The following is a 12,489-nucleotide window of genomic DNA, read 5'->3' as shown; positions in this document are numbered from 1 at the left end:
TGCTGACCGCTACTGGCAGCACGCCAGGCGAATCGATTTAGAGTAGTGCAAATTTGTAATCGCACCGAGAAACGCCGCCAAACCTTGGTTAATATGGCCTGATGTTTCAGAGGGCCTTCTTATGCGCTACTCGCAAAATCACAAAGCTCAAACCCACCAGCGCATCATTAAAGAGGCGTCGGTCCGGTTTCGTCGCGATGGCATCGGCGCCACCGGTCTGCAACCCCTGATGAAAGCCCTGAACCTGACCCATGGCGGGTTCTACGCCCACTTCAAATCCAAGGACGAACTGGTGGAAAAGGCCCTGCAAGCGGCCTCCGCCGAGCTGGACGCACATTGTGCGATGCTCTTCAGCCAGGAACGACCGCTGGAAGCCTTCATCGACAGTTACCTGTCCGAGTGGCACCACACCTCCCCGGACCAAGGCTGTCCGTTACCCACCATGTCCTCGGAACTGGGACAGCGCGGGCAACAGAGCCCCACCACCGATACAGTTCTCGGCGCCCGTCTCAATCAAATCGAAACCGCATTGGGCAACCCCAACGCAGACGAGCAAAGCCTGGTGATGATGTCCACACTGGTGGGCGCGTTGGTCCTGGCGCGTAGCGTCGAAAACCCGGAACTGGCGACACGCATTCTCGACGTGGTGCGAGAAAGCCTGAAAACCGGGGTCAATACAGCCTCTGCAGACATAAAAAAGGCCGGTCAATGACCGGCCTCGTGCCTTGATTACTTAACTTCCAGCCTGTCGCGATTCTTCTCCAGCAGCGACTTGCCAATTCCCTTCACTTCCAGCAACTCATCCACCGCCGTGAACGATCCATTGGACTCGCGATAAGCAATGATCGCCTTGGCCTTGGCGGCGCCAATGCCGAACAGATCACGGCGCAGGGTTTCAGCGTCTGCTGCATTGAGGTTGACCTTGGGGGTTGCTTGTTCGCTTGCACTCAACTGGGCCGCGAGCGGTACAGGCGCCTCGGGTTTGGACGATGGGGCGGCGATGGCCGTGATGGAAAGGCTGGTGAGAATGGCAAAAAACAGGGAGGAAAAAACCGATCTACGCATTGAAGACGCTCCATGACATCAGTGGGAAAAGCAGCTTTGCGAAGCTGCTTTTCAAACTTAGGTGATGTGGGGGGATAGTCAAAAATGGGTGAGTTACAACATATGGCAGCTGAAAATAAGCGCGTACCGCCTCAAGCGGCCTCGGGGCAAGGAGCCGAGCGGGCAAGGCACAATCAACACCTGCCCGAAAATATCAACGTTTATCTAAACGCGCTGTGCCAGAGCACGCACTGATTGCTTCATCTTGCCAGGTGAATTGGATATCATGGAATTTTTCGAAAAGAAGCGAGCCGGGACGAAATGCGAATGTCGACAGACCTGTACTCTGTAGCGGTAATTGGAACAGGCACTATGGGTAAAGGAATAGTACAGATCCTCGCGCAGTCGAATCAAATCTCGACCGTATTCTGGAAAGGGCGCAGCCTGGCTTCTGTTAATGACTCTCTAGTTGAATTGGAAAGCCAATGGAGTCGCCAAGTTAAAAAAGGCAGACTCGAAGAATCACTTGCCCGCCAATATCGCGAAAAAATAGTTACTGTTGAGCATTACACATCCCTGTCTGACTCGAAGCTGATCATTGAAGCTATTGCAGAGAACATGGATGCCAAACAAGCAATATTCAAAGAACTTTCGACCATATCGTCGGCCGATATGATCCTCGCGTCAAATACCTCCTCGCTCTCCATCACTGGCCTAGCGTCGCTGTGCGCTTTCCCTGAAAACGTGGTAGGCCTGCACTTTTTCAATCCGGCGCCGGTCATGAAACTGACTGAAGTTATCGCGGGGCTTGCTACCTCAAGTGCCACATTGGATTGGGCGGTCAACTTCTCCAAAGGTCTGGGAAAAGAACCCGTAATTGTTAACGAAGCTCCAGGATTTATCGTAAACCGGATGTTGATCCCTATGATCAACGAGGCCATTGGTATTCTCGCGGAGGGCGTCGCCACAGCCGAAGAAATTGATAAGGCGATGCGCTATGGCGCCAACCATCCAATAGGCCCGTTGGCACTTGCGGACCTGATCGGCAATGATGTGAATCTCTCGATCATGGAAACTCTGCACAATGAAACAGGCGATCCAAAATATCGCGCCCATGCCCTGCTGAGAAAAATGGTTAGAGCCAATCATCTCGGTAGAAAAACAGGCCAGGGCTTTTACAAATACTAATTCGCAAACAAGGCACTTGTTTTTTCAAGTGCATTGTCAGAAGGGAGATTTTAATGATACATGCAACCGCGATTATAGATGACGGTGCAAAGATTGGGAACAATGTCAGTATTGGCCCTTACAGCATTATTCATAAAAATGTCGTTATCGGTGATAACACCGAGATCGGTGCGTACTGTGAAATAGGCTTGCCGACGAAGCTTGCAAATGGACGCCCGCTGATCATTGGCAACGGCGCCGTAATCCGCTCGCACAGCGTATTCTATGAAGGTTCGACTTTTGGTGAAAACCTGGTTACAGGCCATCGAGTCACTATAAGAGAGCTGACAACAGCCGGTGACGGTTTCCAGATTGGCACTTTGGGCGATATCCAGGGCCACTGTGAGATTGGCGACTATGTCAAATGCCATAGTAATGTTCACATTGGGCAACACTCGACTGTGGGCAACTACGTCTGGATCTTCCCCTATGTGGTACTGACCAACGACCCTCATCCACCGAGTGAGGTGATGGCCGGTGTAACGATCGAAGACTTCGCGGTAATCGCTACCATGTCGGTCATATTGCCCGGTGTCACCGTTAAAAAAGGCGCACTGGTAGGTGCCCACAGCTCCGTGAACAAAGACGTCAATCCAGATGCCGTGGTTGCCGGCTCGCCCGCAAAGTTCATTTGCGGCACAGAGAAGATCAAATTGAAGGATGGTTCAGGGAATCACGCCTATCCATGGCGTCGACATTTCCACCGCGGATATCCAGAGAAAGCCGTCGCTGAGTGGATCAAGGAATTTTCGTAAGCCCCGCTGACGCTGGCTCATCAGTAAATCCTTTCATAGGTTTCACTGGTGAGCCAGGCCGCATCTCAAGGCTCCAGGCGACGCTGCTGATAGATCCAGTCCACGATCTCGCCATCCGGAGCATACCCACTGACCGTATCGCGTAGCAGTTGACGGACCCGGCTGTAGTCGTCCGCATCAACCGCGGCGAGCAGCTCTGTCAGCTTCCCTTTGAGTAACTCCCAATCCAGATGATCCTCGTTGGCACTCATGATCATCGGGTGCTGGGTGGCCACGACGTTGTCGCCAATCAGCAACTCCTCGTAGAGCTTTTCACCGGGACGTAGCCCTGTAAACTCGATGGCGATGTCACCATGTGGGTTTTTATCCGAACGAACACTCAGGCCGGACAGGTGAATCATCTTCTCTGCCAGCTCGACGATTCTTACCGGCTCGCCCATATCGAGCACGAACACATCTCCGCCCTGCCCCATAGAGCCCGCCTGGATCACCAACTGGGCCGCTTCGGGAATAGTCATGAAGTAACGCGTGATCTTGGGGTGAGTGACCGTAAGCGGCCCACCAGATTTGATCTGCTTGTGAAACAACGGAATAACCGAGCCAGACGAGCCCAATACATTGCCAAAGCGGACCATGGTGAAGCGGGTCTTGTTGACGCGGGAAACATTAGCCTTGTCGCCAAACAATACCGGGGCCAACTCACGGCTCAACGCCTGCAACGTCAACTCGGCCAAACGCTTGGTACTGCCCATGACATTGGTCGGGCGCACAGCCTTGTCCGTGGAGATCAGCACAAAGTTGGAGACCCCCGCCTGAAGCGCCGCCTGGGCGGTATTCAATGTACCAATGACATTGTTAAGGACACCCTCGGCAATGTTGTGCTCAACCATCGGTACATGTTTGTAGGCTGCCGCGTGGTAGACCGTATCAACATGCCAGGTCTTCATCACGTCGAGCAATTTTGCCTGGTTGCGTACCGAGCCTAGGATCGGTAGCAAGCGAACAGGCAGCGACTCACGAGTGATGCGCTGCTCCAGCTCGGACAGAATGCTGTAAAGGTTGAATTCACTGTGCTCGAACAGCAACAAGGTAGTTGGACGCAATGCCAGGATCTGGCGGCAAAGCTCCGAACCAATCGAACCGCCCGCCCCCGTGACGAGCACGCTCTGACCTTTGATGCAATGCTCCAGCAAATCGCCCTGGGCAGGCACGGCATCACGCCCGAGCAAGTCGGCAATGTCTACTTCCTGAATGTCATCGACCTTCACCCGGCCGCTGGCAAGATCCATGAAACCCGGCACACTCCTTACGTGCAGCGGGAACCCTTCCAACAGGCCGAGAATCTCGCGCCGCCGCGCACGATTGGACGACGGAATGGCCAACAGAATTTCCTGGGCCCCCGTGGTGTCGATCATCTGTTGAATGTGCTTGGGCTTGAACACTTGGAGGCCGGAGATGACGCGATCAGAAATACTGCTGTCGTCGTCGATAAACGCCACCGGACGCATGACCCGCCCCATGCGAAGCGCAGCCACCAGTTGATTGCCGGCAGCACCTGCGCCGTAGATCGCAACCTTGGTCAGGCCATCATCGCGACTGGTAAACGGCACATGCTGGGCTGCTGCAAACCAATCCCCCAGAAAGTACTGGCGCATGGCCAGGCGCAAACCACCAATCATGATCAGGCTGAGCCACCAGTAGTTGAACACGATAGAGCGTGGTACGACGTTCTCGTGGTTGCTGTACCAATAGACTACAACCCCCAAGATCAACGCCGACAGGCTGACCGCCTTGATAATCGCGATAAGCGCATCGTTACCGAAGTACCGCATCACGGCGCGATACATGCCAAAACGAATAAACAGCGGGATCGAGACGATTGGCGCGCTGATGAACAGCCATGAATGCAACACGACGGGGTTGACCAACTCGTCGATCCCCAAACGAACCACAAATGCCATCCAGAGGGCGAGCCAGACCAGCACGATGTCGGCAATGACCTGGAGGATGCGTTTGCGTCTGCGAGGAAGGCTCAGCAAATATGCCCGTAATTTATCCATGTTGTTCCCGACTACCCCTTACTGCATACAATTGAAAAAACGTTCGACTGGTGGCTTCCACCAGCGGCTCTGATGGGTAAAGACAAGCGCGTTGCAGAGGCTTTCACACCTCATCAGAGGCTCACGCCAACAAATCATACAGGCTAAACAACCCATGCTTCTGCCTGCTTGACCATCTGCGCCTTGGCAGCCGGAAGATTCCGACTGCCCATACGTTGCCCAAAGAACCTGACTAGTTGGACGGGCGAGAGTTGTATCCCGTTTCAATCAGTTCTTTGAGAATCAACGGCCCCAAGGCTTTTTCGGAGAAAAATACCGACGCCATGGATGTCAAATGACCATAGTCGAACGTTACCAATCCGGTTTTCCGATCATCTCCCAAGTAGGTGAGACAACCGTCCTGATCACAAAACACATTGATCGCTGAAAGATATTCGAAGCCGCCGGCACCATCCGCGTATCGCTGCGTCAACAGCCTATCAGTCTCAAGTGTTACAGACAGAAGATTGCTGGATATTCGCCGTGGAGTTTGGGACCAATATTTCCTGACGACCAGTTGATAAAGGTTTTGATCAAAGCGCGGCACTGGCCCAACGACTATGACTTTTTTGACTCCGGACTCTGTTGCAACGTGTGCAAGCTCTTTGAGGTTATTGACCGAATCATGCCCCTCAAGTTGCGCGATAACCAACACATCCGGCTTTTCCTTGCGCATTACTTCCAGTGCAAACTCGTTTGATCGATCGCAATACGCGCGTCCACCTGTAGCGCGCCCAGGCAGATTTGCCTCACACCCCGAACTGGCCACCTGAAGAAGCGAAATATCTCCAGGCAATGCTTGCCTCAGGCCATAGGAAAACTGTTGGGCATGGGAGTCTCCCCAGATCATTACTTTAGTATTGCTGACAGGGGTATAGCAGCTCGCATCAATCTGTTGGCGTGGCGTCATCGTCGAATTGCCCGCTCGATAACTGTCGGCGTCAAAGAAGTCGCATTCGAACCTGTATTTTTCAAACATTCCGTGGGTGGTGGAATATGCCCAGCCGGGTAAGGAATTGTCAAAATATTGAGCATAACCTTCCCGCTCCTTGAGCGAGGATGGCAACCCAAAACGGTCAGCAAAGCCGTTTTTTACAAAAGTAGCGCCTCCGAGTATGGCAAGTGCCCCACCAATGGCAAGTAGCACCGGAGCCTTGGGAAATTTTGGGTTGATCTTCCGCAGCGGTAACTCGAGGAACCTGTAAGTCACATAAGCCAGCAAAACACTAACGCCTACCGCAAACATGCCGGAAAGAAGATTTAATTCATCCCCTCCTATGATCCGGATGAAGGTAATGACAGGCCAATGCCACAGGTAGAGCGGGTAGCTGATCAGTCCAATCCAGACCAAAGGCTTACTGGCAAGGAGCCGGTTGTTCAACCACGACTGTGGACCTGCGAGGATCATCATCACGGCGCCGCAGACCGGCATCAACGCCCAAAAGCCGGGAAACGCCTTGTATTTATCAATCAGGACAACCGAGGCGAACAAAAAGGCCAGTCCCAATACAGAGAGAAGATTATTAATGCGCAATGAAACTTTCGCGGCTACCGACGCCGACTTGCCGAACACCGAAAAGTACGCGAGCAAACTACCCGACAGGATTTCCCAGAACCTATATTGCGGCATGTAGAACGCTGCGGAAGGATTCACCGACAGTTTGTAAAGGCCAGCGCCGAATGAAATCAACGCCATGCCTATCAAGAGCGGTAGTACTAGGGCTCGCCGCCGCCAAAGCACCCAGCCAGCCAGGGGAAACAGAATATAAAACTGCTCCTCGACGCCCAATGACCAGAGGTGAAGCAGGATTTTCAGTTCTGAAGATGTATCGAAATAGCCTGATTCTTTATACAGGACCAGGTTTTGTATAAACCCGATTCCACCCAGGACATGCTTGCCCAGGAACTTGAACTCCGCCGCCATTAGCGCAAACCAACCTACCGCGTAACAGGCGAGCAGAACGATGATCAGCGCAGGAAAAATACGATTGACCCGGCGCTTGTAAAAATCAAGAAAACTAAAGTTACCCGCATCAAGGCCTTTAAAGATAATGCTTGAAATCAAATAACCGGAGATAACGAAAAAAATGTCGACACCAATAAATCCGCCACGCATATAGGCCGGAAAGGCGTGATACAAAACAACTGAAATGATCGCGAATGCACGTAACCCATCTATATCGGGCCGGTAGCTCAAATGGGATGCCAATGAGTCGGTTTTTTTCACTTCCTCATTGTGTCCTTGGATCATTGCCCTGCCACCCATCTAACCGAACTCCCGAGATAACCACTGTAAATGCCGCATTGATTCACTTGCCCCACTTCACGCCAGCGGCGCTACTCTCTCTGCCCTGCACTATATTTGACAGCCAGGAATACTAGGGGAAGATACGCAATAACTGTCCCCACCCCTGCATCCAGCCCAAAAAGCGCCACCGCCAATGCCAACGGCAACAGCCAAACTACATTGATAAAGGCAACCGCAAGTGTGACGGGCAGATGGCGGCCATATTGGCGGCTGGCAAATTGGTAGGCATGGCTGCGATGGGCCTCATAGACTTTATCGCCCCGGGCAAGCCGTCGGATGAGAGTAAAGGTCGCATCCACGATAAAGACACCCAGCATGATCAGCCAAGCGAAGAAAAACTCACTGCCGGCCCAGGCAGCCTGAACAGAAAGACCTCCCAGAATGATCCCCAGAAACCCACTACCTGCGTCGCCCATGAAAATACGGGCCGGCGGGAAATTCCAATACAGGAAGCCAGCCACAGACACACTCAACAACAAGGGTGCCCACATCATCGACGGCTGCCCGCTCAAAAAGTAAATCAGCGTCAGCGCAAGACAGGCACAGATAGCCTGCAGACTGGCAAGACCGTCAATACCGTCCATGAAGTTGTAGAGATTCAGCATCCAGACCAGGTAAAACACGGCCAGGACATGGCCTACCCAACCAAGATCGAACGTAACGCCAAAAGCTGAAATTGCCGGTAGTCCCTGCATCCAGGACAACATCCAGATCGCGGCGGCAAAATGCCCCAACAAGCGCCAACGAGCGGCGATATGACCATGATCGTCCATAAAGCCGATGATTGCGATCAACAACCCTGCACCTAGCAGAGCAGCACTCTCAGCAACCGTTATCAACTGGGCACCCGCCAGCCACACGAGTGCAAAGGCAAACGTCAGTACAATCGCCACTCCCCCACCGCGAGGGGTGGGGACCGTGTGCGAACTGCGGGCATTGGGAATATCAATGATGCTGCGGCGCAACGCGTATTGACGCAAGAGCGCCGTTAGCGCCAGGGAAACCAAGGCGACAATGGGAAAGATGTACCAGTACTTCATTCAGTTCGCTCGCTGACATAGTGTTGCGCAGTAACAGCAAGACCTTGCTCGAGTGTAAGTGGCGGCTGCCAACCCAACACCTGGCGCGCCTTGGTGACATCGACTTGCAGCGAGCCGCAAAGACGTTGGGACAGCGCTTTTTTGCCTAACAAAGTCGCCCCCCAGACCAGTACCCACTGTGGAACCGGTATCAACCTGGCTGGGGCGCCCAGGGCTTTTGCAAGTTTACGTAGCAGCGCACTAGTCGACACGTCATCCCCGTCGCTCGCCAAGAAGGTCTCATTGGACGCAGCCGGGTGAGTCGTACAGGTCAAGATCAGGCTCACGAGATTGTCCAGCGCAACGAGGCTTCTTTGGTTGCGTATGGCACCAAATGGCAGAGGAACGCGCTTCACGAGCCATTTCATCATGCTTTCAAAGTTGGCTTTGACTCCCGGTCCATACACAAGTACCGGTCGGATTATCACCACTTCAAGCCCGGTCTCAAGCGCAAGAGCTTTCAACGCCTCCTCCGCCTCCATCTTGGAAACACCATAAGGATCAACGGGCGCCGACGGGTCTGTTTCGCGAAAAGGTCGGCCCGGGGCGGTTTGCTCGCCGTTGACTTTCACCGAACTGACGAACACAAAGCGCCTGGCTCCTGCGGACGCTGCGCTACGGGCCAACGCAAGGGTATGCCCGACATTGACCCGCCGAAACGCCGCAAGAGGATCCGTTTCGGTGTCGTTCATGACGTGAACGCGTGAAGCGAGATGAACAACAACATCTACGCCCTGCAAAGCTGGGTGCTCTGGTGACACAGCCGAGAAATCGGCAAGCACGACGTACTCGACATCAGAAGCAGAAGCATCCGGCAAACGACGGACAAGGGCACGCACCTGATAATCAGTGCTCCCCTGCAATTGTTGAATCAGATGACGGCCGACAAAACCGCTGCTGCCGGTGACCAATAACTGGGTTTTCATTTCTTTTGCCTCAAAACCGCCAACACCAGACACAAACCAGCGAATACCAACTTATCCCGTGGGCGTCTGCGGCACTTCGCGGCACTGGTCGCCAAGCGCAGCAGGTCCAGGCGCCCCAGCCCGATCCAGCGCCGGACAAAAGGTTCGTCAGCCATACCGACCATGCCGGCGATCAGTGCAGCCTGATTCAGCCACCAACCATCTAGCACTTGGGAAAGGCGTTTCTTGAACGCCTTTGAGCCGCTATTCACCCCGACCTGGTTACCACCATGCTGGCGATAGCGCATATAAGGCCGGCTATCGATCACCCACTTGAATCCGTGTGAACGGCTATAGGCATAACAATACCAATCATGCAGCGTCACACCCTGCACTTGTACAAAACGACTGTTGATATGCTGTTGAAGCTCAACAAACAGACGCTGGGAAAAGACGTAAGTGCACCCAGGGCCGGCTGCCTCGAACAAATGATCGTACGCAACCTGAGGCTGCGATTTGACAATGGTCGACTCGCGACCATCAGGCCAGAATGCCGTTACATTGCCGGAGTAGCCGTCAGCCCCTGTATCGTTCATGTGCTGCGTGGCGCTGACAAGTTTGTCTGGCAGCCAGATATCGTCCTGGTCGGCGAATGAAAAATAATCAAAGTCTTCAGTGGGTGCTTCATTGACCAGGCGGAAAAAGTTTCGTGCCGCACCACCAAATTTTTCACCGTGGGCCAGGGATTTGACCCTTGAGTCTCTCTGGCACAGTTGATCGACCCATTCTTCGGTACCGTCGTTGGAGCTGTCCACACTGATCAGAATCGAGACGGATACGCCCACTTGCCCCAAGATCGAGTCAACTTGTTCGGCCATCCAACGCATACCGTTGTAGGCAGCGAGCAGAACCAGAATACGTGGCTGCATCAGAATCCACCCTTAGTACTTGATCCAAAAACAATCCTTGAAAAATTACGTCCTGAAAATAGCATTCAACGCACCCCGCCCAACTTTTTCTGCCAGCCATGGCTTACGCCGCGAATCATCATTCTCAGCGATTTGAGCTTATTGTCGTCAATCAGCAGATTAACGAAAAAACGCAGTACCAATGCAGACAGCAGACGTTTTTTCCAACAGGTCGGCGTATGGCGCATACGGCAAACAGCGACGGTATTACGAAAGAAAAAATAACGGCGCACGGGGGAGTATCTAAAAAAACTCAAGCCAAAAATCTTGACGGGAGGAGCATCAGACAATGCATGGCCCATTTCCACATTCAGGCAACCATACAACGTATAGCCCTGGTCACGGACCCGAAAGCACCACTCCGTATCCGTAAAGTCGACGAACATACCTTCGTCATAGCGAATACCTTCGATCCACGCCCGAGTGCTGATGAACATCCCTGAGGTAATGAGCGCATCCGCTTTTACCAAGCCGTGCTCATCATCAGAGCTGAAAACCGGCTTGATTGCGCCGTCGATTGAACTGTAAAAAGGGAAATTGATTTTCTTTCCATCACGACGGTCAAAAAACGCCGGGCTAACAGCAATACAACTGGCATCCTTTGCCTTGGCGCTCATCATCGCCTGATACAACCGCGCAATCAGATCGGGTTCAGCATGACTGTCCTGGTCGAACGTCACGACGTATTGCATACCCGCTTCAATCGCCATGGCAAAGCCAGTATTGAGCGCGGTGCCCAACCCCTGGTTGCCATTGAGCGAGACATAGCTGACCCGCGCACGCACTTCAGGCTCCTGCGCCAGAAACGATTCGCTCCCGCCGTTATCGACCAACACCAGAAACTCAACCTGAGCTGCCAGGGAAGTCAGCAGCTCATCAAGTATCTTAATATCGGGATTATAACCGACGACTATTGCTGCAACAGTATTCAACTTACCTCCTGACCTCGGCATGCAACGCCGAAGGTTCTTGATTTTTTATCACGACAGACCAGTACCACAATATCACTAAGAACCCGAAGGAATTGAAAAGAACGGGATTGCTTAATGACATCAACAGGTACATGAATATTATTAAGCGACTGGAAGAAACTTGCACACTCGCGACGTACTTTCGATTAGGAAAAAGCAATATACTAAACAACAATAGCGACAACGGAAGCCCGACATATCTAACAGAGTCCATCCAGGTAATTTCAGTTTGAGCAGCCAGTTCACCATATCCTTCGGTATAATAGTATGACCCCAAACCATTACCGAACATCAGCATCTTCCAATCCGCCAAATTCAAAAATGATATAATATGACCAATTTTTATGTTATTTGACTGCTCATCCGAGCTAAACATACTGGTTTCTGTCAACAAGTAGCCCACGCCCAGTATAATTACCGGCACCAGGACACACAGCATCAACAGTCGTGCAGACCAATTCTTGTTGTAGAAATACAGCACCAACATGGAAACCGCGGCCATTACGATCAACCCCCTAGAGGCGGACCAGATAATAGCCGTTAAAATAACAGCCACGAAAAACAATGACCAAAAACGTTTAACTTGCAGAAAGTCAAGAAAAAATAGCGACAGCGGTAGTAATAGAAACGGCGAAGAACGATGATGTAGCATAAACATATCCAACCCGCCAAAATTACGTAGACCGTAATATCCAAGCTCGTTAGCATTATAAAAATCGAGCAGTGTCACCGCCAGAAATGACCCTGGCTCGACCATCAATATAAAAGAAAACATACACATAATAAGCGCGAAGATAGCACCTACAGATTTGACAATTGACCCCATATCCACCCTGAATTCAGCGATGGAATAGATCAGAAAAAGCGACACCGCGCCCAATAGCATTTGCCGGGAAAAATCGGTGTCTGTGTCACCTACCAACCCGAGAAGAAAACCATATAAAAAAATCGAAACCACAATAATCGGCGCAATTGTTCTCAGTGGCCGAGTCAACAAAACATAAACCGCCATCAAAAAAAGCGGTATGAAAAACAATTTATTCAATACAAAGATCGGCACCAGCACGGTTGACAGACAATAAAAGAACAAAAGCCAACTTACAATCCGACTAGTCATTGAAAACCCACGCTCG

At 52.1% G+C, this 12,489-nt stretch carries 11 protein-coding genes; 3 read left to right on the top strand and 8 right to left on the bottom strand.

Annotated features, from left to right (window positions below):
• Positions 1 to 121 precede the first annotated feature (121 nt).
• Entirely contained in the window at positions 122 to 712 is a 591-nt protein-coding gene (locus HBO12_RS17355) for a TetR/AcrR family transcriptional regulator (protein ID WP_169952712.1), read from the top strand.
• 17 nt (positions 713 to 729) lie between these two features.
• Here the strand turns inward: HBO12_RS17355 and HBO12_RS17350 are convergent, their stop codons facing one another.
• On the bottom strand, positions 730 to 1,065 hold the full coding sequence (locus tag HBO12_RS17350; RefSeq protein ID WP_170042796.1) for a ComEA family DNA-binding protein: 336 nt from the start codon (positions 1,063 to 1,065) through the stop codon (positions 730 to 732).
• 306 nt (positions 1,066 to 1,371) lie between these two features.
• Between HBO12_RS17350 and HBO12_RS17345 the strand changes: the two genes are divergently transcribed.
• Positions 1,372 to 2,232: a 3-hydroxyacyl-CoA dehydrogenase family protein gene (locus tag HBO12_RS17345; protein WP_170042795.1), complete on the top strand. Its 861-nt coding sequence runs from the start codon at positions 1,372 to 1,374 to the stop codon at positions 2,230 to 2,232.
• 53 nt (positions 2,233 to 2,285) lie between these two features.
• Positions 2,286 to 3,026, top strand: a complete 741-nt coding sequence (locus tag HBO12_RS17340) for an acyltransferase (protein ID WP_170042794.1) — start codon at positions 2,286 to 2,288, stop codon at positions 3,024 to 3,026.
• A gap of 65 nt (positions 3,027 to 3,091) precedes the next feature.
• On the opposite strand, the gene HBO12_RS17335 is transcribed toward HBO12_RS17340, so the two are convergent.
• The 7 genes from HBO12_RS17335 to HBO12_RS17305 form a co-directional block, all read right to left on the bottom strand.
• Positions 3,092 to 5,086, bottom strand: coding sequence for a polysaccharide biosynthesis protein (locus HBO12_RS17335; RefSeq protein WP_169952718.1), 1,995 nt, complete (start codon positions 5,084 to 5,086; stop codon positions 3,092 to 3,094).
• A 232-nt stretch (positions 5,087 to 5,318) separates the two neighbouring features.
• A complete protein-coding gene (locus HBO12_RS17330) occupies positions 5,319 to 7,376 on the bottom strand; it encodes an acyltransferase family protein (protein ID WP_170042793.1) in 2,058 nt (685 codons plus the stop codon).
• Between the two features lie 86 nt (positions 7,377 to 7,462).
• A complete protein-coding gene (locus HBO12_RS17325; RefSeq protein WP_170042792.1) occupies positions 7,463 to 8,473 on the bottom strand; it encodes an MraY family glycosyltransferase in 1,011 nt (336 codons plus the stop codon).
• Positions 8,470 to 9,438 (bottom strand): UDP-glucose 4-epimerase family protein, encoded by a 969-nt coding sequence (locus HBO12_RS17320; protein WP_170042791.1) that lies wholly within the window; start codon positions 9,436 to 9,438, stop codon positions 8,470 to 8,472. Before HBO12_RS17320 ends, HBO12_RS17325 begins: the two co-directional genes overlap by 4 nt.
• Positions 9,435 to 10,346: a glycosyltransferase gene (locus tag HBO12_RS17315; protein WP_170042790.1), complete on the bottom strand. Its 912-nt coding sequence runs from the start codon at positions 10,344 to 10,346 to the stop codon at positions 9,435 to 9,437. Before HBO12_RS17315 ends, HBO12_RS17320 begins: the two co-directional genes overlap by 4 nt.
• 65 nt (positions 10,347 to 10,411) lie before the next feature.
• A complete protein-coding gene (locus HBO12_RS17310; RefSeq protein WP_170042789.1) occupies positions 10,412 to 11,317 on the bottom strand; it encodes a glycosyltransferase family 2 protein in 906 nt (301 codons plus the stop codon).
• A 1-nt stretch (position 11,318) separates the two neighbouring features.
• On the bottom strand, positions 11,319 to 12,422 hold the full coding sequence (locus HBO12_RS17305) for a hypothetical protein (RefSeq protein ID WP_170042788.1): 1,104 nt from the start codon (positions 12,420 to 12,422) through the stop codon (positions 11,319 to 11,321).
• Positions 12,423 to 12,489: the final 67 nt, after the last annotated feature.

The sequence above is a fragment of the Pseudomonas sp. WS 5059 genome, assembly GCF_012985525.1.
Classification (GTDB): domain Bacteria; phylum Pseudomonadota; class Gammaproteobacteria; order Pseudomonadales; family Pseudomonadaceae; genus Aquipseudomonas.
This window is presented reverse-complemented; position numbering and strand designations above follow the sequence as displayed.

Coding starts and splice junctions, on each gene's coding strand:
- HBO12_RS17355 (WP_169952712.1), top strand. CDS start 122: ATGCGCTACTCGCAAAATCACAAAGCTCAAACCCACCAGCGCATCATT.
- HBO12_RS17350 (WP_170042796.1), bottom strand. CDS start 1,065: ATGCGTAGATCGGTTTTTTCCTCCCTGTTTTTTGCCATTCTCACCAGC.
- HBO12_RS17345 (WP_170042795.1), top strand. CDS start 1,372: ATGTCGACAGACCTGTACTCTGTAGCGGTAATTGGAACAGGCACTATG.
- HBO12_RS17340 (WP_170042794.1), top strand. CDS start 2,286: ATGATACATGCAACCGCGATTATAGATGACGGTGCAAAGATTGGGAAC.
- HBO12_RS17335 (WP_169952718.1), bottom strand. CDS start 5,086: ATGGATAAATTACGGGCATATTTGCTGAGCCTTCCTCGCAGACGCAAA.
- HBO12_RS17330 (WP_170042793.1), bottom strand. CDS start 7,376: ATGATCCAAGGACACAATGAGGAAGTGAAAAAAACCGACTCATTGGCA.
- HBO12_RS17325 (WP_170042792.1), bottom strand. CDS start 8,473: ATGAAGTACTGGTACATCTTTCCCATTGTCGCCTTGGTTTCCCTGGCG.
- HBO12_RS17320 (WP_170042791.1), bottom strand. CDS start 9,438: ATGAAAACCCAGTTATTGGTCACCGGCAGCAGCGGTTTTGTCGGCCGT.
- HBO12_RS17315 (WP_170042790.1), bottom strand. CDS start 10,346: ATGCAGCCACGTATTCTGGTTCTGCTCGCTGCCTACAACGGTATGCGT.